The following is a 26019-nucleotide window of genomic DNA, read 5'->3' as shown; positions in this document are numbered from 1 at the left end:
GGCCGCGCCATGATCTCCAAGTTCTTCATCGGGCGGCCGGTGCTGGCCAACGTGCTGGCGATCGTCATCGTGCTGATCGGCGGCGTCGCCGCCTTCAGCCTGCCGATCTCGCAGTATCCCAACATCGTGCCGCCGACCGTGTCGGTGACCACCACCTACCCCGGCGCCTCGGCATCGACGGTGGTCAACCAGGTGGCGCTGCCGGTCGAGCTGCAGGTCAACGGCGTCGAGGGCATGATCTACATGCAATCGACCAGCACCGACACCGGCGCCTACACGCTCACCGTCACCTTCGAGATCGGCACCGACCTCAATTTCGCGCAGGTGCTGGTGCAGAACCGCGTCAGCGCCGCGCTCGCCTCGCTGCCGACCGCAGTGCAGGCGCAGGGCCTGACGGTGCAGAAGAAATCGACCTCGATCCTCGAGATCGTGTCGCTGTTCTCGAGCAAGGGGCAGTACGACGCCCTCTATCTCAGCAACTACGCCACCATCAACCTGGTCAACGAGCTGAGCCGCGTGCCGGGCGTCGGCAACGTCAACGTGATGGGTGTCGGCAAGTACTCGATGCGCATCTGGATGGATCCGCAGAAGCTCTACAGCTACCAGCTCACGGCGCAGGACGTGATCCAGGTCATCCAGTCGCAGAGCCAGTCGGTGACCGCGGGTCAGGTCGGCACGCCGCCCGCCGGCCGCGACCAGAGCTTCCAGTACACCGTCGACGTCGCGGGTCAGCTCGACGATCCCAACGAATTCGCCAACATCATCGTCAAGGCCGCGCCCGGCAATGGCGGCCGCATCGTCCGGCTGAAGGACATCGGCCGCATCGAGCTCGGCGCCCAGACCTACGCCCAGGACTTCAAGGTCGACGGCAAGCCGGCGGCCGGCCTCGCGATCTACCAGACGCCGGAAGCCAATGCACTGGGCGTCGCGACCGCGGTCGAGAAGAAGATGCAGGAGCTGAAGAAGGCCTTCCCCGAGGGTCTCGAGTTCAGCGTGCCGTTCGACACTACCGCCTTCGTGAAGACCTCGATCAACGAGGTGGTCATGACCCTGATCGAGGCCGGCATCCTGGTGCTGGTGGTGATCGTGATCTTCTTGCAGGACTGGCGCGCGACGCTGGTGCCGGCGACCACCATCCCGGTCACCATCATCGGCGCCTTCGCGGCGATGGCGGCGCTCGGCTTCACCATCAACCTGTCGACGCTGTTCGGCATCGTGCTGGCGATCGGCATCGTAGTCGACGACGCGATCGTGATCGTCGAAGGCGTGGCGCGCCACATCGAGCGCGGCCTGACGCCCCACGACGCCGCGGTGAAGGCGATGGAGGAGCTGCTCGGGCCGGTGATCGGCATCACCCTGGTGCTGATGTCGGTGTTCATCCCGGCGGCCTTCGTGCCCGGCCTGACCGGCAAGATGTTCGCCCAGTTCGCGCTGGTGATCGCCGCGACGGCCTTCATCAGCGCGGTCAGCGCCGTGACCCTGAATCCGACGCAGTGCGCGCTATGGCTGCGCCCCGCGCCGCCGCCGGAGCAGCGCAATTTCTTCTTCCGCGGCTTCAACTACGGCTACAACAAGTTCGAACGCGGCTATGCCTGGCTGATGCGCGGCATGATCAAGCGCAGCAGCCTGATGGTGCTGCTGGCGCTGGCGGTGGCCGGGATCGGCGGCTGGGGCATCGCCCGCCTGCCCTCCGCCTTCATCCCCAACGAGGACCAGGGCTATCTGATGCTGGCGGTGCAGCTGCCCGACGGCGCCTCGCTCGGCCGCACCAGCAAGTCGCTCGACGAGGCAGCGGCGATCGCCCGCAAGGTGCCGGGCGTCCGCCAGGTGGTGGCGATCACCGGCGTGTCGATGCTCGACAACATGGCGCAGCTCGCCAATGCCGGCGTCGCCTTCATCACCCTCGACGACTGGAGCGTGCGCGACGGCAAGAAGGGTCAGGACGCTCGCTCGATCGCCCAGGCCCTGATGCAGCAGACCTCCGGGCTGCAGGACGGCCGCGTCATCGTGCTCGGGCCGCCGCCGATCCAGGGCATCGGCAACGCCTCGGGCTTCCAGATGCAGGTCGAGCAGCGCGACGGCAGCTTCGATCTGGCCAAGCTGCAGAGCGCGACCGACGAGCTGGTTGAGCAGGCGCGGACCCAGACCTCGATCTCCAACCCGGTGACGACCTTCCGCGCCGGCGCGCCGCACATCGAGCTCGAGATCGACCGCGCCAAGGCCGAGAGCCTGAACGTCGCGGTCGGCGACGTGTTCTCGACGCTGTCGGCCTACGTCGGCTCGACCTTCGTCAACCGCTTCAACAAGTTCGGCCAAAGCCTGCAGGTCTACGTCCAGGCCGATTCGCAGTACCGTGCGCGGCCGGAGGACCTGCTGCAACTCAACGTGCGCAGCAGCGACAACAAGATGGTGCCGATCGGCGCGCTGGCGCGGATCAAGCCGGCCCAGGGCGCGGCGCTGATCAGCCTCTACAACCTCTACCCGTCGGCCTCGGTGATCGGCGCGCCGGCGCCGGGCTTCTCGAGCGGCCAGTCGCTGGAGCTGATGGACCAGGTCGCCAAGCGCGCGCTGCCGCCGGGCACGACCTACGAATGGACGGCGATGTCGTACCAGGAGACGATCGTAGGCAACCAGCTCCTCTACGTCTTCCTGCTCGCGATCCTGCTGGTCTATCTCTGCCTCGCCGGCCAGTACGAGAGCTGGATCGCGCCGATGGGCGTCATCCTCGCGGTGCCGCTGGCGCTGGGCGGGCCGGCGATCGTGCTCGAGCTCGTCGGCCTGCCGAACAACCTCTACACCCAGATCGGCCTGATGCTGCTGATCGCGCTCAGCGCCAAGAACGCCATCCTGATCGTCGAGGTGGCGCGCGAGGAACGGCTGCTGCACGGCAAGCCGATCGAGGAAGCCGCGCTCGAGGCCTCGATCACCCGCCTGCGGCCGATCCTGATGACCTCGTTCGCCTTCATCCTCGGCGTGGTGCCGCTGGTGACGGCGACCGGCGCCGGCGCCGCGGCGCGCGTGTCGCTCGGCCTCTGCGTGTTCTCGGGCATGATCGCCTCGACCTGCCTCGCCGTGCTGTTCGTGCCGTCATTCTTCGTCGTGCTGCAGCGCTTCGAGGAGCGCGGCAGCGCGAAGAAGAAGGGTGCCGCGCCCGCCGCTTCCGGTGCCTGAGACGGTCTTACGGCGTCCTTAGCTACGGCGTGTTCTTCGGCTGCTTTTGCTCGCCCACCGGCGGCGGCGCGGTTGCATTGTGCAGCCGGCTGTTGAAGTCCGGCTGGACGTGGATGTGCTCTTTGGTCGCCCGTGGCGGGACGTTCGCCTGACCGACCTGCTTGCCGTCCTTGTAGTAGGTCTGGACGTCCTGGCCCTTCGGTCCGGCCTTCGGCTGCTCGTGGATCGTGAGGTATCCCCGCCCGGTCTCCTTGCTGATCTTGGCGGCGTTGCCGGGCATATCCTTGGGCGTCGTCACGTCGACTGCCCCGCGATCATGGGCAGGCGAATGCAGCGGATGCTTGGGACCGCGATCCTGGCTGGTTACCGTCGCGTTGCCGTTCGTGCCGCGCTTGGCGCTGTCGATCGCATGGTCGCGCGCGACGCGATCGACAATCGGCGACACGCCCTTGGCGGTCTGCTTGATCTCGGGAAACTTGTCGAGGGTCGCCCGGTCGCGCGCCGCCTGCTCCTGCGCGCGCTGCTGCTTGGGCGACGGGCTTTGCGGCGTGGTCGTCGGTCGCGACGGCGATGACGTTGACCGAGCGGTGGACGCGGTCGTCGAGGGCGCGGTTGTCGGCCGGGCGGCGGGCGCCGCGTTCGGCGCGGGGCGCGGCACGCTCGGCGTCGCCGTGGATCGCGGCGGCGGACCGGGCTGCGGGCGCGGCGCCACGTTAGGTGCCGGACGCGGCGTCGAACTCGGCGACGGCTTGTAACTGCTGCCGGACGACGACGATGACGATGAGCTGGACGAGGAGCGCGAACTGTTGCCCGACGACTCCCTGTCCTTCGACTCCACCGCTGCAGATGCCAAAACGAAGACCAGGCACATGGCCGGCAATCGGACTGCCCCCATCCGTCACCCCCTATGGTTGCATAAATGTCGACCGAATCTCGCTAAAACGTCAATGGCGCAGACTTTCGCGGGAGAACCGGTAGTTGGAGGACAACCTTAAAGGTGATAACTCAATCGCGACCGGCGCCACCCTTCACGAACGTCACCAGGTCGTCATGCCGCTGCTTGCAGGCCAGGTACGCCTCGGCGACGCGGATGCGCTCGGCCGCCACGTCGTTGTCCGTGGCGGTGTCAGGGTCGGGCACCAGCGCCGGGTCCCGGCACGGCAGCAGCAGGCTGGCGTCCGGCTGGCGCGCCACCGGCACCGCCGAAAAGCTCGTGCAGGCCGCGAGAAGCATCGCGCATGACAGGGCCGCAACCGGTGGTCTTGGGCGCATTGTCGATCCTCTTGACGATGGCATTCGCCTTCTCCTCGAGCGCGGCGAGCTGCTCGGCCTGCCGGGCGATGATCTGCTTCGACAGCGCCGCGTCGCGCCGCTGCTGGTCGATCACCGCCTTCTGGTCGGCCGCGATCACGCCGGCCGCGGCTTCCGCCCGCCACGCCGAGCGAAGCGCGAAATAGCCGCCGACCAGGCCAGCCAGCAGAAGGGCTGTTGCGGCGAACGGAAGCCACGAGGGCAGAAGGCCGAGCAGCCTGTCGAAGATCTTCATGCCGCCAGGTCCATGCGCCGCAATGCGCCCTGGAACGCGATCAGGTATCGGCGGCGCTTGTCGAGGTTGACGGTGCCGCCGTTCACCAGCCTCACGGCGCCGACGAAATCGCCGGCATCGGCCCGCTGGTTGCAGCCATTGACTTGCCAGAAATGCGCCGCCGAGCGCGCGCCGAACGCAGGCAGCAGCAGCAGATCCGGATCGCTGTCGGCCGGCAGGCCGAGCGACGTGAAGAACCGCCCGTAGTTGTCGCGGCCGGTGAGCTGCATCGGTCCGCGGCCGCGATACTTCCAGCCGTCGCCCGCCTGCGTATTGCCCATGCGGTAGCCGGCCGGCCGATTGGCGTCGGCATAGATGAAGTTCGCGATGGCCTCGGGGCCCCGCGCCGCCAGCGCCGCCGCCGGGCCGATGCCGCCCGGGAACAGGCTCGGAAAGACCTGCAGCAGTCGCGGGCCGCTGTAGTGCAGGTTCTCCTCCTGCACGGCCAGCTCGCCGGTTTCCTCGGCCAGGTTGGCGAGGAACATCGCCTGGCGCGGATCGCTGCCGATCTCGTGCGCGGCCATCTCCTGGGCAAGCAGCGGATGCCAGACATCGAGCCGGCCGGCGTGCGCTGCCAGCGGCAGGGCGAGCGCCATCTGGGCTTTCGAGATCATCGACGCCTCCGCTTCACGTGCTGCCACCATTGGAAGATCGTCTCGCGGCAGGCCCAGCCGGCGAGCATCACGATCAGGGCGCCCAGCGCCTCGGGGCTCGCGAGGTTCACGGTCCGCTCCGACGGAAGATCGACAGCGCCTTGCCGAGGAAGCCCAGCGGATCGGCGGCGAAGGCGCGCGCCGCGGTGTTGAGGCCGGCCATCACCTCCATGCCGACGGCGGCCGCCACGATGGTGGCGACCGAGACACCCGAGGCGCTGAGGCCGAGCAGCTCGCCCAGCCACGGCCCGACCGTGATGCCGACGGCGCACGAGCACAGCCAGGCGGCCGCGCGCGCCCGGGCGCTCTGCTCGACCGCGTAGCGCAGGCCGATCAGCGCGCCGACCGGCGCCGGCGCGATCAGCAGCACGTACTGCCAGAGCTCGCGGAGATCCTGCCGGTCGATCATGGTCTGCTCCCGAAGCGTTACGGCGCGTAGGGCGGCGGGAACGTCGGGTCGGTCGAATCCCTCTGCGGCAGGCCGGCGAGGTAGGGCCAGGCCGTCGCGAAATCCGCGTTGGCCTGCACCGCGGCGTTCACGATGTAGCAGGGATCGGGGTTCGTTCCGCCGCCCTGGCGCCGCACCGGCTGGAGCTGGCTGCCGTTGAGATAGCCCTTGTCCTCGCCGCCGGCGACGGCGTCGCGGCCGTCCTGGTTCATGATGATGCACATCGTCATGGCCTGCTCCTTCCGCTCACGGGACGCCGACGGCGGTCATGTGGGTGCGCAGCCGGTTGTTGAGGCTGGCCTGCAGCGTCGGGCCGAGCGCCGCGCCGAGGAGAGCCGCCGAGACGCCGCTGTTGGTCGGCGCGGCGGCGCCACCGCTGCCGGCCGCGGCAAGCACATAGAAATTCCGGTTCGCGACGGCGACGCTGGCGCCCGAGCCGGTGCCAATCTGCGCACCCGTACGATAGAGCGCCGTGGCATTGGCGCCCGTCCGCTCGATCATGACCAGGCCCGTACGCGCCGGCGGGATTATGCCGCTGGGCGACGCGCTCTGGTTGATGCCGGCGGTGATGGCGCCGTTGGCATTGAACTGGATTTCACCCCAGATGTCGTCGTCGTTGCCCATCTCGCGATAGGAGCCCGGCACGCCGGGATCGTTGTAGACCCAGAGACCGTAGCTGGCGTTGTCGCGGGCGTAGTTCGTGCCGCCGGCGCCCGGATTGCTGTTGGTGTCGAGATAGGCGGCCAGAGCGTCGCCGGTATAGCCGCGATTCGTCGTGAACGTCGGGCCGTTGACCGCCGAGGCCAGGACTTGCGCCCGGACGTCCATGCGCGCCTGCATGCCGTTCTCGGCGGCGAAGAGCCAAAGTCGGTCGAGCAGCGGCCACACGCCGTCCGCCTTCAGCCCCTTGACGAGCTTCTCGACCAGCGCGGCGCGCGCGGTCGATACTCGACCGCCGACAGAGCGCACCGCTTGCACCCACTGCTTGACGTCGGGATCGGTGAGACTGGCGAAGAGCAGCAGATCAAGCACGGCCCTGCACTCCGCGCAGCGTGCAGGTGAAGGTGGTGCCGTTGGCCGACGGCGTGAACGCCGTCAGCGTCTTGAGCAGCGCATAGATCGTGGTCCCGCCGGCGACCGGCCGGGTGCCGACGAAGCTGCCGTCGACCGGCGTCAGCATGGCGATCGAGCCGTCCGATGCGGCGATGAAGCTGCCCGACAGGCGGCCGACGAAGCCGGCCTGCTTCTGCGAGAAGGCGGCGTTGTCGCCGCCGCCGACGCCGGCGTTGGCGGTCGGATCGGCATTGAACAGCCAGGCCTCGAAGGTCGCGCCGGCGGCCGCCGGACCGGTATCGGTCGACAAGATCTCGAGATGGGTCAGCAGCACCGGCGCGTCGCTGAGATCGGCCGCCGCGAAGCTGATCGGCGTCACGCTGGCGGCGGTGGCGTTGTTGCTGACCGCATCGCCGACCGCATACGGCGTCGTGTTGGCCGGCCGGCTCATCGCCGCCGCGACCGCATTGATCGGCTTGGGGAAGTACAGCACGGGTGGCGGGTTGCCCAGACTCTGCGGCACGGCATTGCCGCTGCCGTCGAGGCTGTGCGGCACCATCGCCTGCGCCACGTCAGGCGTCTTGTTGAGAACGGGGTAATCCATGAGATTCTCCTATGCGTAACAACAGTGAGGGCTGGCGAAGTGAGTCGTAAATAGACTGCGGCCAATGATCTGGCTTGCTGCTTCCTCCGCCGTCTTAGCGATCGTCTTGTGGTTCTGGAGCCGTCCTGAGGCTTCCTGAGGCTATGTTTTCGGTATCGGCAGTCGGCGCGGGCGCCACTGTGTTGATGGCAGTAGCCATCGTTCTCGGTGTGGCTGCCGCGACGATATTGGTCATCATCGGCTTGTGGCCCTGACGTTGCGATTTCTCGGAACGCCTGATCTGGTTTGCTCTCCTAGCTGTCCTCGCGGGCGTCTCATGGTTCTTGTTGTCGAACTTGGAGGGACGCAGCGACGCTATTGATGCAGGCGACGCGAGCGCCACCATCTTTCCTGCGCTGATCACCGCGCAATCCTCTGCATATGCCATAGCGAGCATCTCGTTCAGTCAGGTCATTCGCCTATGCATTGCGGCCACGATGGTCGATCCAGCCCAGGGTGTTCAGGATCAAACCAGTGAGAGCGTCGCTATAGCTAATGCGGCTGCGGACCTGTGCCGAGGTGTCCGTCCATACTGCCTTGAGTGCCGTGCCGATGCTCGCCTTAGGCGTGTCACTATTGCCGACTGACGGTGCCATGTCCGTCAGTGATCTGTCAGTGATCAGGCAGTAGGCGAAATCGCTTCCGCTGTTATTGACAACTATGTTTAGGACCGCTTGCATCCGGACGCCGGTTGGCACCGAAACTAGGGTACGGTTAACTGCTGATGTGCCAGGATTGGTGCCGCTAACACCACCGAGATCCATCACTGGCGTCTTCCACATGAATGAATCACCGTCCTGCACGAATAGCAGGATGTGCGCTGCGACGTCGGTTTTGAAGCTGCCGATGCGACGCTTGAGTGTGTAGCCGGCTGGCAGGGCCGGCGATGTCGGCGAGGTCGATGCCAGTCGCGCCGTCGTGCCGTCCGGCTTGCCGATGGCGAAGGCGTGGTACCAGGTGTTGTTGGCGAGGCTGCCGGTGTCGAGGCCGTTGGCGCCTGTGGTCGTGCAGTCGAGGGTGCCGCTCGCCAGGGACAGCATCTGGGTGTTGGTGTCGTCGGCGCAGATGCCGGTGGCGACGTCGATCCTGGCATTCGGCGCGCCGACGTTGTTCGACAGGCCGAGGCCTGCGAGATACGAGCGCAGGGCGGCGCGGGTGACGAAGGCCGTGGTGGCGACGTCGCTGCCGCTATCGCCGCTGGCGCGCGTCGGTGCCTTGAGGCGGCCGCCGCTGACGTCGATCGTGCCGGTCTCGACCAGGCCGGCGGCGCCCAGCGCGGCGCGCGCGCTGGCCGCCGAGGTGGCGGCCGCGAGGAAATTGTTGACCAGCCACGTCGCCACATCGACCAGCGAGCCGGTAAGCGTCGCGGCATAGGGCTGGCCCGCGCCGTCGAAGGCCAGCACCGAGTTTGCGCGCGTCGCGGCGTTGGGCAGCACCGTGAGCTGACTCGAATCGGTGGGCGAGATGACGACCGCACGGCTCACCGCATCCGTCACCTTCTGCGCGACGTAGGTCAGCCGGTCGAGCGCCGCTTCGATGACCTGCGGCCACATCGCACCCTGGTTCGACAGCGACGTCGGCTGGGTGACCGCGACATCGCGATAGATCGTGAGCCTGGCCGGCGCGGCGATGGCGCCGCCCGACAGCGGATAGGTCACCGAACCGCCGGCATCGAGCCCGAAGCCGGTCGCCGCGTACTGCGACGGCGACAGCACGATGTCCGTCCCGCCGGCGTCGGTGTAGACGACCACCAGGTCGGCCGGCTGATTCACCTTGAAGGCGAAGGGAAAGTCGGTCGCGCTGCCGTCGCCGACATAGACGATGCGCGAGGAGGTGCTGGAGACGGTCATGTGGCTGTGCAACCGCTGAAGAGGAGGTTCGCGGTTATAGGCGCGGTCACACGCGCACTCCTATTACGGGCAATGGCCGCTCGATTTCCCGCGATAAACAGGGGTCCGAGACGCGGTCCATTGCCCAAAAAGACATTGCGCGCCGAAAGCTATCCACAAGCATCGGTGGATAACGCGCGCGATGAACACGCATTGTGGGCAATGGACCGCGTTTCAGGCCCCTCGTTTGCGGGCGATTCGCGTCGGCCATTGCCCAGAATAGGTGTCGACGGGGCAGCGCGATTATGGTCCGCGCCCATGGGACTCTTTTCACCGCCTTCCCCTTCCTACGCGCCGCCGATGATGCCGGCGCCTCCCCCACCGCCGCCGACGCCCGTCGACAAGGCTGCCGAGGACGCAGCGGCGCGCACCAAGGCCCAGCTCGCAGCCGCGGGCGGCTTTGGCGGCACCCTGCTGACCGGCGGGCAGGGCGTCACCACGCCCGCCCTCACCACCAACAAGACCCTCTTGGGTCAATAGCAGACGAGCTCGCGCGCGGGGCACTGTGCCGCCGCGGATTGTAACCAGAGGCGCCAGAGCATCGGCGCTTCGTAGAGTGAGTAGTACCGTGGCGGCACAGTCAGCCTCTCCTTCCCCCTCCTCTTCCTCGCGCAGCGCGTCCGATCTCAAGGACCCCTGGCTGCGCAACTACTTCACCAACCGGCTCGCGGCGCTCGACCGCGAGCGCGCGTCGTACGTGCCGACCTGGCGCGACCTCAGCGCCAACTTCGCGCCACGCCGAGGCCGCTTCCTCGACGGTGCGCCCGACGCCTCGCGCGGCCGGCGCCGCGACCAGAAGCTGATCGACAACACGCCGCTGATCGCCGCCCGCGTGATGGCGAGCGGCATGATGGCGGGCATTTCGTCGCCCGCGCGCCCGTGGTTCCGGCTGCGCCTCAGTTCAGAGCGCGCCAACGAGGACCCGGGCGCGCGGGCGTGGCTGGACGAGGTGCAGCAGCGCATGCTGCGCGTCTTCGCCCGGTCGAACCTCTACAACTGCCTGCACACGCTCTACGGCGAGCTCGGCGTCTTCGGCACCGGCGCGCTCTGGGTTGACGAGGACGAGGAGGACGTCGTCCGCGGCTACACGCTGACCGCCGGCGAATACTGGCTGTCGAACAGCAATCGCCTCGCCGTCGACACGCTCTACCGCTCGATGTGGTGGACGGTGCGGCAGATCGTCGACACCTTCGGCCGCGACGCCGTCAGTGCCGGCCTGCGCGCCGCCTACGATTCGGGCCAGCTCGACCTGGAATACGAGATCGTCCACGCCATCGAGCCCAATCCGAACGCCGCCGGACCCAAGATCCGCGGCGCGCACAATCCCTGGAACGGCCATCTCTCCGCCCGCCTGCCCTGGCGCTCGGTGTGGTTCGAGCGCAGCGCGCAGGGCGAGAACCTGCTGCTGCGCGTCTCGGGCTACCAGGAGTTCCCCTGCATGGCGCCGCGCTGGGACGTGGTCGGCACCGACAGCTGGGGCACCGGCCCAGGCTGGATCGCGCTCGGCGACAGCCAGCAGCTACAGGTCCAGCAGAAGCGCAAGCTCGAGGCGATCGACAAGCAGGTCAAGCCGCCGATGGTCGGCCCGCCGTCGCTCAAGAACGAGCCGGCGAGCCTGCTGCCGGGCGGCGTCACCTACGTCGCCGATCCCAACGGCCAGAGCTTCCGGCCGGCGATCGACGTGCGGCTCGACCTCTCCCACCTCGCCCAGGACATCGCCGAAGTCCAGGGCCGGGTGAAGGAGGCGTTCTACGCCAACCTGTTCCTGATGCTGGCCGAGTCGGACCGCCGCGAGATCACCGCGCGCGAGATCGACGAGCGGCGCGAGGAGAAGATGCTGATGCTCGGGCCGGTGCTCGAGCGCCTGCACGACGAGCTGCTGTCGCCGCTGGTCGCCCGCGTCTTCAACATCATGGCGCGCAACGGCCGTATCCCCGAGCCGCCGCGCGGCCTCGACGGGCGCGGCCTGCAGGTCGAGTTCATCTCGATCCTCGCCCAGGCGCAGAAGTCGGTCGCCACCGCCGGCATCGAGCGGATGTGGCAGTTCGGCGCCCAGATCGGCGCGCTCAAGCCCGAGGCGCTCGACCGGCTCGACGCCGACGGCACCATGGACGCCTACGCCGACATGACCGGCGCGCCCGCCTCGGTGCTGGTCCGCCAAAGTGGGCAAGACTGCCAGCCAGATCGATGTCGGCGGCGGCCAGAACGCCGTCGCCGCCCTGCTCGGCCGGGGTGCTCCGGACACGGGCGGCGCGCGATGAGCGCCGAGTTCGTCATCCCCCACTGGATGGCCCCGGCCGAGCCGCCGCCACGGCCGGACGTGACCGACGTCGATCCGTACCGCGTCGAGGAGCTGGTCAACCGCTTCATCGCCGCCAAGCAGGACGCCCTCTTTACCGGTCGCGACGCCTACTTTCGTTACAAAGGCAGCGATGCAGTTCAACTGCTGCCGCACATCACCAATCGGCTGATCGACCTCAAGAACGAGCAGCTCGCCCGTCCCCTGCCCTACTACCCCCAACCGTCGGGCCAGCATGACCCTGAGAGCCTGATCCGACTGTTGACCGACGGCGAGCACGCTGCGCTCGGCGAGCGCCTCGACGCTCACATCGCCGACGCGATGGATGGGATCAACCGCCACATCGCGGTGCAACGCGAAGTCTCCAACCGGCAGACCCTCGCCGAGCGCCACGCGCTGATCCAGCGCGCGGCCGAGCTTGAGCACACCGACGACGACAAGCTCGCCGGCCTCGCCGAGGCTAATGCCAGCGCCGCGCTCGAGCTGGCGCGCATGAACGGCGAGCCCGAAGCCCAGGTCGCGCAATCCGCACGCTCGGCGGTCTGGCGTGCCGCCATCCGCAAGCGCATCGCCAACGGCAACGGACCGCAGGCGCTCGCCCTGTTCGACCGCATGCAGGACCAGCTCACTGCGTCCGACAAGCTGTCGCTCGACACGCCGACGCAGGTCGCCCGCCAAGACCAGACGGCCGAGCAATGGATCGCCAACCAGACCGCGACCGAGGGCCCGCCGCTGCAGGATCGTGTCACCGCCGATCCCAACCTGCCGCTCGACACCAAGCACATCATCCGCGCCAAGGTTGATGCCCGCGATTCCGCCGAGGAGAGCAAGCGCGCCGCCACGCTGCAGGCGCTCGAGGACCAGGTCCGCGCCGCTTACCGCGCCCAGGCCGCAAACCCCGGAGCTTACAAGCCCGGCACCTTTGCCCGCCTTGCCGATGCCTACACCGCGGCAGGCGACCTCGAACGCGCCAACGGCGCCCGACGCGCCGCAGAATGGGAGTCCTTCATGCTGCCCTTCGCGCAAGCCAGCGCGGAAAAGCAGCAGCGCATGCTCGACGCCCTGCCGCCCGGCGCGATGCGCGACCATGCCACGGGGCTGCGGGACCTCCAGACCCATCTCTTCTCGCTCGACGCCTTCGCCGCCGGCACGGCCGTCTACAAGGAAGTCGGCCCACCCGTCCCGATTGACGATCTCGAGGGCCGCGTCCGTCAGGCCCGCCAGATCGCACAGCTGCGCGGCAGCATCCCCGTCGCACCCTTCACCGCCGACGAGATCGCCGGCATGGAGCGAACGTTCGCGAGGGGATCGGAGAAGGAGAAGCAGGCCGTCCAGGCGCGTCTCGCGGGGCTTCCGGACGATATGCGCGCCATGGTCAAGGCGAGACTGGCGCCGCCCTCGATCGACACGCCAGCGACCGGTGCCAGCAGCACCATGCGAGTCGACGCCGCACCGTGGACCGCGATGGACGAGCTGTCCGGCGTGGGCACTGACGGCCCTCCTGCAGAGGTAGCGGCAACGAGAACCGAAGGCACGGGTGGATTCGGCGGCGCGCCGCAATCTGGACCCGATCCAGGCAGCGCCGCCTATCAGGCCGCCGACGCCGAAGCCCGTCGCATCGTCGCCGAGCAGGCGAAGGCGCCAAACGAGGGCGGCGCCGCCACTTCGGGTGGACAAATCGGATCGTTTGCCACCGAACCTGCGCCGGGTAGCGACGTATATCGAATCGCGGAAGCGAAAGCGCGCACCGAGCAAGTCAAGGAGAGGGTCACCACCGACCGCGCGGTCAGCGAATGGCTGGCAAAGGCGCGGCCTGGACAGTCGATGCCGTCGGCTTTGGTGGAACGACTGAGTCCCGACCAGAAGCGACAAATCGAAGACCTGGCATCAGGCAGCGACGCCATCAAGACCGATCCCGCAGTCTTGAACACGATCGTCAACGGCCTCAAGAGCCGCAATCCGGAAACACAGCGCGAATGGGCCCAGACGCCACTGTACCGCTACAGATCGCAGCTCTCGGCCAGCGACTTCAGGAAGGTCGCGGAACTGCAGGCCGACCTCGATCCTGACTCCGGCTACTCGCGATCGGAAGTCGCCCGGATCAGGAAGCAGCTCGCCGACAGACCCGACACGAGCGACCTCGACGGGTTCTACCAGGCCTTGGCGCCCGATCCCGATGTCGCTTACGGCGAAATCCTACCTATCGGAGTCGACAGAAATGGCAAGACTCGCTGGTTCGTCTTGCCTGAATCGACACGCCGCTTCCTCAAAGGCTTCCTTGACCTTCTCAAAGGTACGAAGACTGGCGAGCTTACCCCCGAGGCCATCGAAACTTTCACGGATATCACCGGCGGGGTCGGCCATGCGTTCGGTCCTCGCGGAGATGGCGTAACCTTCGGGGCCGGTGGCACGCGACGGCCACTTAGCGATGCAGAAAAGCAACGCGCTCGTGCTCAGCTTGACAAGAACAAGGCCGCCGGGAGAGAGCAGGAAGAAAAGATGGATCGCTACTTTGCACGCGATCCAGACCTTATCGTCGGTCGCCATATCACAGTTCAGCCGGAGGGTGGTCCGCCTACGGTGATGGACTTCCTCACGTATCACCGAGTAACGAAGAAATTTGGCTATTATGAAGGAAAAGGTAGCGAAACTGCGGGCTTCACACCAAACCAGACCATGTCCCACCCCCTGATCGAAGAGAAGGGTTCTGTTATCAGAGGCAGAGCCAAAGCCGAACCACCGTTCGTCGGCGGATTAAAACTACCCGCGGAAAAGGTACAGGTCATGAGGCCGAAAGATGTCGATTGAACAGCCAAATACCATCGATTTCCTGGCACACGACAAGAAATGCCGGAGAGCAGTCCTGTTCATTTCTGACCATCTCGACTGGGAGCAAGATGAGGATGCACACCTCGAACTCCTCCAAGACAAGCTTAACCACTACATCTGGGCTATCCAGCACGGAAAGGCCGGGGAAGCGATGCCGGAACTGAAGGGATTGCCGGTCTCCATCATCGTTTGGGGAAGCCATCCGCTGAGCGACAACGCCAAGAAATACTACGACCTTGCAAAGAAGCGTGCCTCGGAGCTGGGTTTCTCACTTGAGTTCGACCTGGAGGGCAAATCCTTCGGCACTCGCTAACTTTCTCCGCATGTTGCTCTCAGCTGGCGGGCTACCAGCTGAGAGCGGACGCCCGAGCTGACGAATTGGCGTAAGCTTACCTAGCAGGCTGTTGAAGAAGTCGTCGAGGGACGAGCGATGAAGGCGGCTTCTCCTTTTGACGCGAGAGGTCGTCAGATCGCCTATCGTCCGCGTTCTTCCGAGCCAAAAACACGGGTTTGTGTACCTGCGCGAGGTAAAGCTCAACGGTCGCATCATAGGTGCTCTCAGGAAGATCAGGGCACCGACATCAATTCTTACTATCTTGACCGACAAGGAAGGAAACCTTGTCACTATGTTTCCAAGAAGGTTGTAGTGGCGCAGAAGTCGGTCGCCACCGCCGGCATCGAGCGGATGTGGCAGCTCGGCGCCCAGATCGGCGCGCTCAAGCCCGAGGCGCTCGACCGGCTCGACGCCGACGGCACCATGGACGCCTACGCCGACATGACCGGCGCGCCCGCGCCAAAGTGGGCAAGACTGCCAGCCAGATCGATGTCGGCGGCGGCCAGAACGCCGTCGCCGCCCTGCTCGGCCGGGGTGCTCCGGACACGGGCGGCGCGCGATGAGCGCCGAGTTCGTCATCCCCCACTGGATGGCCCCGGCCGAGCCTTCGAACAAAAGATCCGGCCCAATCGAACGTGAGGGCCGATCGAGCGCTTGCAAGCCATACGTGTATCGCCTTGCGGCGCGCATCTTGCGACAAAAGGGAATGCAAATTTATTTGAATTGCCGGTGAGATAACCGTGTCCTAGAACGTCTTCATCGCATCGGACGCGGGTTCATCCTGCCCTGTCCCCCAATCCAGGCGGGGCGATGCTGTTGGAGTATTGAGTCGTACGAGCATGTCCACGAGGCTTTCTTGAACACCCGGATCCGCGCGTTTCTGACGGTCGTCAGCCTGCTCTTCGCCGCCCTGCTGGTGCTCGAGATCGGCCGCTCCCTGCTGCGCACGACCGACCGGCAGGCATCCGGCGTCGACACGCATCGCGTCGTCGACCGGCCGGCGGATCCTGCGCCCGCGGCCAACCCGCCACGCACGCCTGGCCGCAGCCTGATCCGCAACACCGCGCAATTCGCCGCCAAAGCCGGCTGACAAGCCCGGCTGGTACCGCGCCGCCGCCGAACGCGACGAGCCGCCACACGGCCCGCCGCTGGCGAAGCTGCGTGCCCTGTGCTCATTGCCGCCCACTATTGGCGGCAGGGTGTCGTGAGCAACATCGTCGAGCTGACGGCGCGTCGCGCCAGGGATATCGCGGCCGATGCGGATCAGGTCGCCACCCGCGCCGATCTGCGCGCCCTGCAGGAGCTCCAGCTTCTCTGTGAGAAGGCCCTCGCGGCCGGCGGTCTCGATGCCGGCGGCCCGACCATGCTCGACCTCACGGTGGCCGTGCATCGCGCGGTCAAGGGCAGCGAGTGGAACGTCCGCTTCCACCGCGGCCAGGCGACAGGCCTCTAGGCGACGGCCATGGCACGCCGCGACCTCATCGCCCTCAGCCGCACCATGTCGCACGCGCTGCGGCACGAGCCGTGGCTCTACGAGCTCGAGCTCGACGCCGAAGGCTGGACGCCGGTCGAGGCGCTGCTCGCCGCCCTGCGCGCCGAGCGGAACGACTGGGCCGATCTCGCCGCGTCAGATTTCGCCGAGGTGATCCGCACCTCGGCGAAGCGCCGCTTCGACCTGGAGGGCGGCCGCATCCGCGCGCTCTACGGCCATTCGGTGCCCGGCAAGCTCGAGCGCACCGCCTCGACGCCGCCGGAGCGGCTCTATCACGGCACCTCGCCTGACGCCCTCGATGCCATCCGTCGCGCCGGCCTGCAGCCGATGCGACGCCAATACGTGCATCTCTCCAACACCCGCGCCGACGCGCTCGAGGTCGGCCGACGCAAGCATCGCGAGCCGGTCATCCTGCTGGTGAATGCCGCGGAAGCGGCGAAGAACGGCGTCGCGTTCTATGCCGGCAACGACAAGGTCTGGCTGGCCGATCGCGTGCCCTGGCAGTTCATCGCCATCGACGGCTGAAATCCTGTGGATAACTGCCCTTTTGCGAATCGCATTATGGGCAATGGAACGATGATCGACCCGCGATTTATCGGCCTCTGAATCGCGGCCATTGCCCATAATAGGTGTTCTCGTTCCGTGCGCGTAGGTTCGCGCGCATGTCGACCGAAAACACAACCTCAGAAGGCGGCCCAGGCGGCCCAGAAGGCGGCTACGACGCCGGCAACCAACGCCACGTCGAACGCCGCGAGAAGGCCGCCAGGACCCGGCGGGCGCGGCTCACCGAAGCGGTGCGCTGGATCGCGGGCGATGCCCGCGGCCGGCTCTATCTCGCCGACCTGGTGCGCGAGAGCGGCGCGCTCGAACGCGTCGTCGCAGCCGACTCCCACACCGTGATGTTCCTCGATGGCCAGCGCTCGATCGGCTTCAAGGTCCTGAACGACGTGCGCTCGCTCGACGACGGCAAGCCCTTCACCGCGCTGGTCACCGGCGCCCTCACCGGAGAAACCGATGGAACCGACGTCTGACCAAGCGCCGCAGCTCGCCCAGGCGCGCCCCGAGGAGTCCGTTCTCGGCGCCGATCCCGCGACGGAGCAACAGCACGAGCAAACGCCAGCGCACCCGTCCGCCGAAGAGGTGCCGGCGCAGCCGGGCTACGGCGACTTCAAGCTGCCCGAGGGCGTGAGCCTCGATGCCGAGCAGCTCAAGCCCGCGACCGAGCTGTTCGCCGACTCCGGCCTCAGCCAGGAGCAGGCGCAGAAATTCATCGACCTGGCGATGGCGCGCGAGAGCGCCGCCGCGCACCGGGGCGTGCAGGCCTTCGTCGACCTGCAGAACCAATGGGTCTCGGAGATCAAGGCGGATCCCGACATCGGCGGCGACAGGCTGAAGACTTCCCTCGCTTCGGCTGCCCGCGCGATCGATCGCCTGAACGTCCCCGGGCTCCGCGAGGCGCTGAACTTCACCGGCGCGGGCAACCATCCTGCGGTGGTCAAGGCCTTCGTGCGTCTCGGGCAGATGATCTCGGAAGACCGCTACCGGCCCGGCGCTCCCGCCCGGCCGCAGGTCCCGCGATCGCCGGCCGAAGTCATCTACGACGGCAATCCCCGAACCTGAGGAGACATAGACAATGGCAACCCTTGCTTCTTCCGCCCTGACGCTCGGCGAATGGGCGACGCGTCTCGATCCCGGCGGCAAGCCCGCGGCGGTGATCGAGCTGCTCGGCCAGACCAACGAGATGCTGACCGACATGCTGTGGATGCAGTGCAACGACGGCGCCGGCCACAAGACCACCGTGCGCACCGGCCTGCCCACCGCAACCTGGCGCCTGCTGAACTACGGCGTCGTGAAGTCCAAGAGCACCACGGCGCAGGTCCGTGACGCGACCGGCATGCTGGAAGCGTACTCGGACATCGACAAGGCGCTGGCCGATCTCAACGGCAACTCCGCCGAGTTCCGCATGGGCGAGGACATGGCCTTCATCGAATCGATGAACCAGGGCATGCAGGGCTCGGTCGTCTACGGCAACACCTCGGTCAATCCCGAGCGCTTCACCGGCCTCGGCCCGCGCTTCAGCGCGCTGTCGGCGCCGAGCGGCGGCAACATCGTCAATGCCGGCGGCAGCGCCAACACCAACACCTCGATCTGGCTGATCGGCTGGGGCCAGAACACCTGCCACGGCCTGTTCCCCAAGGGCAGCAAGGCCGGCCTCCAGGTGCGCGACCTCGGCGAGGTGGCGCTCTACGACGCCAACAACAACGTCTTCCAGGGCTATCGCACCCACTTCAAGTGGGACTGCGGGCTCTCGGTGCGCGACTGGCGCTTCGTGGTGCGCATCGCCAACATCAACGTGACGGCCGGCGCGGTGACGACCTCGAACCTCGTCAACACGCTGATCGCGGCGGTCAACAAGCTGCCGTTCGTCAGCGCGGCCGGCAACAGCCCGCCGCCGGGCGGCACCAAGCCCGGCCAGGTCAACACCGCCTTCTACTGCAATCGCACGGTGCGGGCGGCGCTCGACATCCAGGCGATGAGCAAGGCCAACAACTTCCTGACCATCGAGACGCGGGACTCCCGGCCCTACACCGCCTTCCGCGGCATCCCGATCCGGATCTGCGACCAGATCACCAACGCGGAAGCCAACGTCACCTGAGGCCTTCCCCCTCCCGGCCTCCCCCGTCTGACGGGTTCGCGTTTTGGCCGCTCAGCGGCCAAAAGCGCGCCGGTGGAGGGCCGGAGGGGGAAAGCCACACACCCAACCCCTATTCGGAGTTTCTCATCATGCTCATCGACAAGCAGAACCAGTTCTCGGCCGACGCCGGCGACAGCCCGACCTCCATCGGCTCGACCGCCTCGACCAACATCGTCGATCTCGGCATCGCCCGCGACATCGGCGGCGCCATGACCGACAACCTCATGCTGCTCTGCCAGGTCGCGACCGCCTTCACCTCTGGCGGCTCGGCCACCATGCAGGTGCAGTTCCAGACCGCGCCGGACAACGGCTCGGGCCTGCCCGGCTCCTGGGTGACGCTGGCGCAGTCCGACGCCATCCCGGTCGCCTCGCTGGTGCAGGGCTACAAGTTCCTGCCCGGCGAGCTGCCCGGCCAGACCCAGCGCTTCGTGCGCCTGAACTACTCCATCGGCACGGCGGCGATGACCGGCGGCGCGCTCAAGGCGGCGCTGGTGCCCTCGCTGGATGTCTCGCCCGTCTATGCCCGTGGCTACGCAGCGTGACGTCCCCGGGGCGGGCTTCGGCCCGCCCCGGCCCTTCTCTCTTCCGGCGGAGTAGCGCATGCCGTCCATCACCGACATCTGTAACGCCGCGCTCTCCCACTGCGGCACGCGCTCGAAGATCAGCGCGATCGACGAAGGCTCGACCGAGGCCAGCGCCTGCCAGACGCACTTCGCCCTGGTGCGCGACGCGACGCTCCGCGCCTTCGACTGGAACTTCGCCCGGCTCACCGCGCAGCTCGCCGAGCTGCCGCTCTCGATGTCAGGGGCCCCGCCGGCGCGCTGGCGGCACAAATACGCCCTGCCGACCGATTGCCTCAGGCTGCGGCGGCTGAACGACGTGCCCTTGCTCGCTTTGCCCGAGACCTTCTGCGAGGTCGCCGCCGACCGCGATTCGACCGGCGCCTACATCACGGTGCTGCTGACCCAGGCCGCGCCGGTGGCGGCGATCTACACCGCCCGGGTCGGCGACCCGCTGCGCTGGGATACCGGCTTCGTCGACGCCATGAGCTACGGCCTGGCGGCGCGGATCTGCTTCGAGCTCACCGGCAAGGACGATCGCGTGCGCACGCTGACCCAGCTCTGGCAGGCGACGCTACAGCGCGCCGGCGCCGAGATGGCCAACGAGGGCAGCTCGATCAACCGCACCTACCTGCCCGAGTCGTTGCAGGTCCGCGGCTTCGTGCCGGACGTCGCAGCATGACCGCGATCCCCACGATTCAGCCCAGCTTCGCGGCGGGTGAACTCTCGCCGTTCCTCTACGGCCGCGTCGATCTCGCCAAGTTCAAGGTCGGCGCGCGCACGCTCCGGAACTTCTTCGTCCACGCCCATGGCGGCGCCAGCAACCGGCCGGGCACGCGCTTCGTCGGCGAGGTCGACGACAGCGCCAAGCGCCATCGCCTGATCCCGTTCCAGTTCCGCACCCTGCCGACCGGCCAGACCTACGTCCTGGTGTTCGGCGACAAGACCATGCAGGTCGCGATGTGGAATCCCGCCACCGCGAGCTGGGGGTTCGTCACCGAGGCCGGCAAGGCCATCCAGGCCGTCACCCAGGCCAATCCCGGCATTGTGCGGGCCGACGGGCACGGCTACGCGACCGGCGATCGCGTGGCGCTGTCGGGCCTCTCCGGCATGGTCGAGCTCAACGGCCGCACGGTGACGGTGACGCGCATCGACGACGACCGCTTCTCGATCGGGCTCGATATCACCGGCTTCGGCGCCTGGGTCGCCAACGGCCAGGCGGCGCGGCTGTTCAGGCTCGCCACGCCCTATGCCTCCGCGGATCTCGCGCTGCTGAAGTACGTGCAGAGCGCCGACACCATGACGCTCACCCATCCGAACTATGCCGCGCGCAGCCTGACGCGCTCCGGCCACGCCGCCTGGACGCTGGCGCCGCTCACCTTTGCACCGTCGACGCCGGCGCCGACCGGGCTCGGCTCGACCGCACCCGGAAGCGCCGCCTCCCTGGTGGTGACGGCAATCAACGACAGCTCGGGCGAGGAGAGCCTGCCGAGCGGTCCCGCCGGCAGCTCGAGCGGCGGCGGCGGCGCCTGGAACTGGAACGCCGTACCGGGCTGCAGCAACTACAACGCCTACAAGGCGAAGGGCTCGGTCTACGGCTTCGTGGCACAGGTCCAGTCGCCGACCTGGACCGACGCCAACATCGATCCCGACATCGCCAACACCCCGCCGGGCAGCCGCAACCCGTTCGGCACCGGCACCTTCACCGGAGTCACGCTCGGCGCCGGCGGCTCGGGCTACACCAGCCCGACCGGCCGGCTGATGGACAACGGCAAGCAGGTCACCACGGTGAGCTTCGGCGTGTCGGGCGGCGCGATCGTGTCGGCGACGCCGGCGGCGACCGGCCAGCGGGTCGGCGCCAACGCCTTCATCCAGATCACCGACGGCGCGGGATCGGGCGCGGTGCTGGCGCCGGTATGGACCGACGACGGCTCGGGCAACGGCACCAGCTATATCAGCGGCGTCACCGTGGTCGCCGGCGGCTCCGGCTATCTCGCCAACGCACAGGTCCACAGCATCTACTACGGCGTCACCGACTACGGCGGCTACGTGTTCACGCCGACGGTGGTCGGCGGCGCGATCGTGTCGATCGCCGTGACGCCGGGCTTCGGCGCCTGGGATGCGGCCTCGCAGGCGCTGCTGTCGATGGCGGCGACCGACAGTGCCGGCGCCGGTGCCGTCGTGACGCCGACGCTGAACGTCGACGGCGGCACGCAGAACCCCTCCTGCTCGACCTATTTCCTGCAGCGCCAGGTCTATGCCGACACGCTCGCCCAGCCGCAGACCCTGTGGTTCACCACGGTCGGCGCCTTCGGCAACATGAACGTCTCGACGCCGACCAAGGACAGCGACGCCATCACCCGCACGCTGACCGGCCGGCAGGTCAACGAGATCCGCCACCTGGTGCCGGTCGGCACGTCGATGCTGATCATGACCTCGGGCGCCGAATGGCGGTGCTGGCCGGGCCCGAGCTCCAACGCGCTGACGCCGGGCGCCTGCTTCACGCTGCCCCAGACCGCGCACGGAAGCAGCCACGTGCCGCCGATCCAGGCCGGCAACGACGTGCTGTTCGTCCAGGAGAAGGGCAGCCGCGTGCGGGCGCTGCGCTTCGACGCGATCCAGGACCAGTACCAGAGCTTCGACATGAGCGTGCTGTCGAGCCACCTGCTCTACGACACGCCGGGTACGCAGCAGATCGTCGAATGGGCGTTCGCCGCCGAGCCGCACCAGATCGTGTGGGGCGCGCGCAGCGACGGCGTGCTGCTCGGCCTCACCTACATGCGCGAGCACGACGTCTATGCCTGGCATCGCCACACCACCGACGGCGCGGTCGAGAGCGTCGCCACGGTCACCGAGCCCGACGGCCATGGCGGCTACGAGGACGCGCTGTGGCTGATCGTCAAGCGCACGATTAACGGGCAGACCCGGCGCACCCTCGAGCGCATGGTCAGCCGGACCTTCCCGACCATCGCCGATGCCTGGTTCGTCGATTGCGGGCTGGCCTACGACGGCGACAACGGCGACGCGCCCCATACCCTGACGATGAGCGGCGCCTCCTACGCATCGGGCGCCAGCGTGACCCTGACGGCGGCGGGCTTCGCCCCGTTCAGCGATCCGGCGAGCCTCGGCCGCCAGTACATGTTGCGCGCGGGCGAGGACAGCGTGACGGTCAGGATCGCCGCCGTCACCGACGGCCTCCATGTCACGGCGACCCTCGCCGCGGCGACGCCGCCCTCGCTGCAGAACACGGCGACGGCCGACTGGGCGCTGCTCGCCACGGCCGTCGATGGCCTCGACCATCTCGAGGGCAAGACCGTGGCGATCCTGGGCGACGGCAGCGTCGTGCCGAGCCAGGTCGTGAGCGGCGGCCGCGTCGCGCTCGACAGCAGCTACCGCAAGGTGATCGTCGGCCTGCCCTACAGCGCCGACCTCGAGACGCTGAACCTCGAGCTGCCGACCCAGGCCAGCCCGACCGCGCAGGGCCAGATGAAGAAGATCGGCCAGGTCGTGGTGCGGGTGAAGGAGGCGCGCGGCCTCAGCGTCGGCCTCGACCAGGGTGCCCAGCAGGAGGTCAAGCAGCGCAGCGCCGAGACGCTCGGTACGGCACTGCAGCCGTTCAGCGGCGACTGGCAGCTCAGCGTGCCCAGCGAATGGAACCGCGACGGCCGGATCTTCGTGCGCCAGAACTATCCGCTGCCGGCCACGATCCTCGATCTGATTCCGGAGGTGAGTCTTGGCGATTGAGCGCCTGCAGCGCAGCGAAGGCGCTGGCGGGCGGCAGCGCCCGCAGCGCAGCGAGGACGCGAGAGCCCGGTGCGTGGAGCTTTGCGTACCATGATCACAGTCGTCCCCGCGACGCTCGCCCACGCCGATGCGATCGATCTGCGCCCCGGCGACCGCCGCGAGATCGAGGCGCTGGGCCTGTCCGTGCGCGAAGGCCTCGCGCAGGCGCTCGCCCGCTCGCTGTCGGCGGAAGCCTACATCGCCGATGGCGAGGTCGCGGCCCTGACCGGCGTGGTGCTGCAGCCCGTGCTGGGCGGCATCGCGATGCCCTGGCTGATGACCGGCCGCCCGGTCGACCGCCACGCCAAGGCGTTCCTGCGGCTGACGCAGGCGCGCACGCGCCAGTTGGCGGCCGAGCACGGCATGCTGGTCGCCCAGGTCCATGCCGAGTATGGCGAGGCCATCCGCTGGCTCGACTGGCTGGGCTTCGTGCTGGCGCCGGCGCGGCCGCTGGGCGCGCGCGGCGCGCTGTTCCATCGCGCGACGCTGACCCAGCCATGCTGACCCCCATGACGCCCATGACCCCCATGCTGACCGTCGCCAGAAGCAGCGTCGCCGCGATCGCCGGCGCGACTGAGTTCGCAGCCCTCGCCGCCGAGTATGCGGCCGAGGCGGCGATCGACGGCCTGCCGCCGCCCGCGGCCAAGATGGAAACCTACCGGCAGCTCGAGGCCGCGGGCATGCTGCAGGCCTTCAGCGCGTCGATCGACGGCACCCTGATCGGCTTCATCACCCTGCTCGCGCCGGTGCTGCCGCACTACGGCGTGCCGGTCGCCGTGAGCGAGAGCTTCTTCGTCGCCGGCGCCCATCGCCGGAGCGGCGCCGGCCTCGGGCTGCTCGGCGCCGCGGAGGCCGAGGCGCGCGCGCTCGGCTCGCCCGGCCTGCTGGTCAGCGCGCCGTTCGGCGGCCGCCTGTTCGAGGTCCTGCCGCGCCGCGGCTACGTCGAGACCAACCGGGTGTTCTTCAAGAAGGTGGGCGATGGCTGAGCTGGTGCCCATCACGCCGCGCATCGCCGCAAGGATCGATGCCATGAGCCCGGCCGCGATCGACCAGGTGCGCCGGCTCGAAAGCCTCGCGCGCGGCCTGCCGCAGGTCGCGATCGAGACCGGGCACGCGCTGCATGCCGGGCTCTATGCCCGCACCGTCCGGGTGCCGGCGGGCGTGGTGATCACCGGCGTGCTGGTCAAGATCGCCACCCTGCTGGTGGTCGACGGCGACGTGCTCGTCCATGTCGACGACGGCCCGCCGCTTCGATTGCAGGGCCATCACGTGCTGCCCGCCCAGGCCGGCCGCAAGCAGGCCTTCTTCGCCCAGGCCGACACGCACATCACCATGATCTTCGCATCGGGCGCGACGGGCGTCGCAGAAGCCGAACAGGAATTCACCGACGAGGCCGACCTCCTCGTCTCGCGCCGGGACGCCGGCAGCAATCGCATCGTCAATACGGGAGAATAGCATGTCGGGAGCAACCACCGCGGTCGCCGTCGGCTCGCTTGCCATGAATGCGGCCGGCTCGGTCATGGGCATGATCGGCCAGGGCCAGCAGGCGGCGGCCAGCGCCGCGCAGGCCAACTACCAGGCCCAGCTCGCGCGCAACAACCAGCAGATCGCCGAATGGAACGCCCAGCGCGCGCTCCAGCAGGGCCAGGTCGCCGAGCAGCAACAGCGCTTCAAGACTTCGCAGGTGATCGGCACCCAGCGCGCGGCGCTCGCCAGCCAGGGCGGCGACATCAACAGCGGCAGCCCGCTCGACATCGTGGGCGACAGCGCGCGCGCCGGCGAGTTCGACGCCCAGACGATCCGCAACAACGCCGCCATGCAGGCCTACGGCTTCCGCGTCCAGGCGGCCAATGCCGGGGCGCAGTCGGAGCTCTACCGGCAGAGCGCCGACAACACGATGGCGGCGTTGCCGTTCGGCATCGGCTCGAGCCTGCTGGGCGGCGCGTCGTCGCTGTTCGACAAGGGGCTCGGCTACTACAGCAAGGGCTATTTCGACAGCGATCCCAATCCCGGCGGCACCGACGGCTTCGGCGGCCGGCGAAACTATCTCGGCTACGGCGGCGTGCCCGGGCCGGCGTTCTAGGAGGCAGCATGGCCCGCTTCGATTTCCCCGACTACCGGATCGGCGAGCAGCTCCCCAAAGGCAGCGCGCCCAGCCTGCAGGTCGACACCCCGCTCTCGGCCTTCGGCGCGCCGCAGGCCGAGGCGCTGCAGCAGTTCGGCAAGGCGCTCGACAAGGCAGCCGATCCCGATCGCGTCGAGCGGCTGATCAACCTCTTCATCGACAAGAAGCAGAAGGCGCTGTTCACCGGCCCGGACGCCTTCTTCTGGCGCAAGGGCCAGCAGGCAATCGAGGCCGAGCCGCCGCTGATGAGGAATCTCGCCGGGCTGCGCGACGCCACGCTGGCGGCGGCCGGCAGCGATGACGAACGGGCGCTGCTCGCGCCGCGGCTCGACCTGCACATCGCCGATGCGATGGACGGCGTCGGCCGCCATCTCGCGGCCGAGCGCGTGACGCGCAATCGCGACATCCTCAACGAGCGCCAGGCGCTGATCCGACGCGCGGCCGAGCTGGAGCCCGACAA

General features: G+C 68.1%; 28 protein-coding genes. 19 read left to right on the top strand and 9 right to left on the bottom strand.

Translation table 11 applies throughout. The features are described 5' to 3' along the window. The first annotated feature begins 9 nt into the window (after nt 1-9). Entirely contained in the window at nt 10-3171 is a 3162-nt protein-coding gene (locus J0J01_RS05110) for an efflux RND transporter permease subunit (protein WP_296379132.1), read from the top strand. A 22-nt stretch (nt 3172-3193) separates the two neighbouring features. Here J0J01_RS05110 and J0J01_RS05105 read toward each other — a convergent pair whose 3' ends face one another. The 9 genes from J0J01_RS05105 to J0J01_RS05065 all read right to left on the bottom strand — a co-directional run bounded on the left by J0J01_RS05105 (nt 3194) and on the right by J0J01_RS05065 (nt 9403). Then, complete coding sequence (locus J0J01_RS05105; protein WP_296379131.1) at nt 3194-4042, bottom strand: hypothetical protein; 849 nt, start codon at nt 4040-4042, stop codon at nt 3194-3196. A gap of 134 nt (nt 4043-4176) precedes the next feature. After that, entirely contained in the window at nt 4177-4311 is a 135-nt protein-coding gene (locus tag J0J01_RS05100; protein ID WP_296379130.1) for a hypothetical protein, read from the bottom strand. Beyond that, the gene (locus J0J01_RS05095) at nt 4298-4717 is read right to left on the bottom strand and encodes a hypothetical protein (protein WP_296379129.1); all 420 of its coding nucleotides are present in this window, start codon (nt 4715-4717) and stop codon (nt 4298-4300) included. Before J0J01_RS05095 ends, J0J01_RS05100 begins: the two co-directional genes overlap by 14 nt. Continuing rightward, nucleotides 4714-5370 carry a hypothetical protein gene (locus tag J0J01_RS05090; RefSeq protein ID WP_296379128.1) on the bottom strand — a complete coding sequence of 219 codons (657 nt, stop codon included), beginning with the start codon at nt 5368-5370 and terminating at the stop codon, nt 4714-4716. Before J0J01_RS05090 ends, J0J01_RS05095 begins: the two co-directional genes overlap by 4 nt. A gap of 106 nt (nt 5371-5476) precedes the next feature. After that, entirely contained in the window at nt 5477-5818 is a 342-nt protein-coding gene (locus tag J0J01_RS05085; RefSeq protein WP_296379127.1) for a hypothetical protein, read from the bottom strand. Between the two features lie 17 nt (nt 5819-5835). Then, nucleotides 5836-6087, bottom strand: coding sequence for a hypothetical protein (locus J0J01_RS05080; RefSeq protein ID WP_296379126.1), 252 nt, complete (start codon nt 6085-6087; stop codon nt 5836-5838). Nucleotides 6088-6103: 16 nt separating this feature from the next. Then, nucleotides 6104-6889, bottom strand: a complete 786-nt coding sequence (locus tag J0J01_RS05075) for a hypothetical protein (protein ID WP_296379125.1) — start codon at nt 6887-6889, stop codon at nt 6104-6106. Then, nucleotides 6882-7514 (bottom strand): hypothetical protein, encoded by a 633-nt coding sequence (locus tag J0J01_RS05070; RefSeq protein WP_296379124.1) that lies wholly within the window; start codon nt 7512-7514, stop codon nt 6882-6884. Before J0J01_RS05070 ends, J0J01_RS05075 begins: the two co-directional genes overlap by 8 nt. 458 nt (nt 7515-7972) lie before the next feature. After that, a complete protein-coding gene (locus tag J0J01_RS05065) occupies nt 7973-9403 on the bottom strand; it encodes a hypothetical protein (protein WP_296379123.1) in 1431 nt (476 codons plus the stop codon). 297 nt (nt 9404-9700) lie between these two features. On the opposite strand from J0J01_RS05065, the gene J0J01_RS05060 reads away from it, so the two are divergent. The 18 genes from J0J01_RS05060 to J0J01_RS04975 form a co-directional block, all read left to right on the top strand. After that, a complete protein-coding gene (locus J0J01_RS05060; protein WP_296379122.1) occupies nt 9701-9922 on the top strand; it encodes a hypothetical protein in 222 nt (73 codons plus the stop codon). 25 nt (nt 9923-9947) lie between these two features. Beyond that, a complete protein-coding gene (locus J0J01_RS05055) occupies nt 9948-14549 on the top strand; it encodes a portal protein (RefSeq protein WP_365735992.1) in 4602 nt (1533 codons plus the stop codon). After that, nucleotides 14539-14883, top strand: coding sequence for a DUF6572 domain-containing protein (locus tag J0J01_RS05050; RefSeq protein WP_296379121.1), 345 nt, complete (start codon nt 14539-14541; stop codon nt 14881-14883). The genes J0J01_RS05055 and J0J01_RS05050 overlap by 11 nt, the downstream gene beginning before the upstream one ends. Before the next feature lie 333 nt (nt 14884-15216). After that, entirely contained in the window at nt 15217-15543 is a 327-nt protein-coding gene (locus J0J01_RS05045) for a portal protein (RefSeq protein ID WP_296379120.1), read from the top strand. Nucleotides 15544-15760: 217 nt separating this feature from the next. Further along, nucleotides 15761-15994, top strand: coding sequence for a hypothetical protein (locus tag J0J01_RS05040; RefSeq protein WP_296379119.1), 234 nt, complete (start codon nt 15761-15763; stop codon nt 15992-15994). Between the two features lie 114 nt (nt 15995-16108). Then, nucleotides 16109-16357 (top strand): hypothetical protein, encoded by a 249-nt coding sequence (locus J0J01_RS05035; RefSeq protein WP_296379118.1) that lies wholly within the window; start codon nt 16109-16111, stop codon nt 16355-16357. A 9-nt stretch (nt 16358-16366) separates the two neighbouring features. Continuing rightward, nucleotides 16367-16921, top strand: coding sequence for an RNA 2'-phosphotransferase (locus J0J01_RS05030; RefSeq protein ID WP_296379117.1), 555 nt, complete (start codon nt 16367-16369; stop codon nt 16919-16921). A 137-nt stretch (nt 16922-17058) separates the two neighbouring features. Continuing rightward, nucleotides 17059-17427: a hypothetical protein gene (locus tag J0J01_RS05025; protein WP_296379116.1), complete on the top strand. Its 369-nt coding sequence runs from the start codon at nt 17059-17061 to the stop codon at nt 17425-17427. After that, a complete protein-coding gene (locus J0J01_RS05020; protein ID WP_296379115.1) occupies nt 17411-18016 on the top strand; it encodes a hypothetical protein in 606 nt (201 codons plus the stop codon). The genes J0J01_RS05025 and J0J01_RS05020 overlap by 17 nt, the downstream gene beginning before the upstream one ends. 13 nt (nt 18017-18029) lie before the next feature. After that, entirely contained in the window at nt 18030-19052 is a 1023-nt protein-coding gene (locus J0J01_RS05015) for a major capsid protein (RefSeq protein ID WP_296379114.1), read from the top strand. Between the two features lie 128 nt (nt 19053-19180). Continuing rightward, entirely contained in the window at nt 19181-19633 is a 453-nt protein-coding gene (locus tag J0J01_RS05010; RefSeq protein ID WP_296379113.1) for a Bbp16 family capsid cement protein, read from the top strand. A gap of 58 nt (nt 19634-19691) precedes the next feature. Further along, nucleotides 19692-20333, top strand: coding sequence for a hypothetical protein (locus tag J0J01_RS05005; protein WP_296379112.1), 642 nt, complete (start codon nt 19692-19694; stop codon nt 20331-20333). Then, a complete protein-coding gene (locus J0J01_RS05000) occupies nt 20330-23395 on the top strand; it encodes a ubiquitin-activating E1 FCCH domain-containing protein (protein WP_296379111.1) in 3066 nt (1021 codons plus the stop codon). Before J0J01_RS05005 ends, J0J01_RS05000 begins: the two co-directional genes overlap by 4 nt. A gap of 90 nt (nt 23396-23485) precedes the next feature. Then, entirely contained in the window at nt 23486-23938 is a 453-nt protein-coding gene (locus J0J01_RS04995) for a hypothetical protein (RefSeq protein WP_296379109.1), read from the top strand. Nucleotides 23939-23943: 5 nt separating this feature from the next. Then, nucleotides 23944-24420, top strand: coding sequence for a GNAT family N-acetyltransferase (locus J0J01_RS04990; protein ID WP_296379108.1), 477 nt, complete (start codon nt 23944-23946; stop codon nt 24418-24420). Next, entirely contained in the window at nt 24413-24889 is a 477-nt protein-coding gene (locus J0J01_RS04985; protein WP_296379107.1) for a hypothetical protein, read from the top strand. Before J0J01_RS04990 ends, J0J01_RS04985 begins: the two co-directional genes overlap by 8 nt. 1 nt (nt 24890) lies before the next feature. Beyond that, entirely contained in the window at nt 24891-25517 is a 627-nt protein-coding gene (locus J0J01_RS04980; RefSeq protein ID WP_296379106.1) for a hypothetical protein, read from the top strand. An 8-nt stretch (nt 25518-25525) separates the two neighbouring features. Further along, the coding region (locus J0J01_RS04975; RefSeq protein ID WP_296379105.1) for a hypothetical protein at nt 25526-26019 on the top strand (494 nt) is incomplete at its 3' end.

Source organism: Reyranella sp. (genome assembly GCF_017305915.1).
GTDB lineage: Bacteria > Pseudomonadota > Alphaproteobacteria > Reyranellales > Reyranellaceae > Reyranella.
This window is presented reverse-complemented; position numbering and strand designations above follow the sequence as displayed.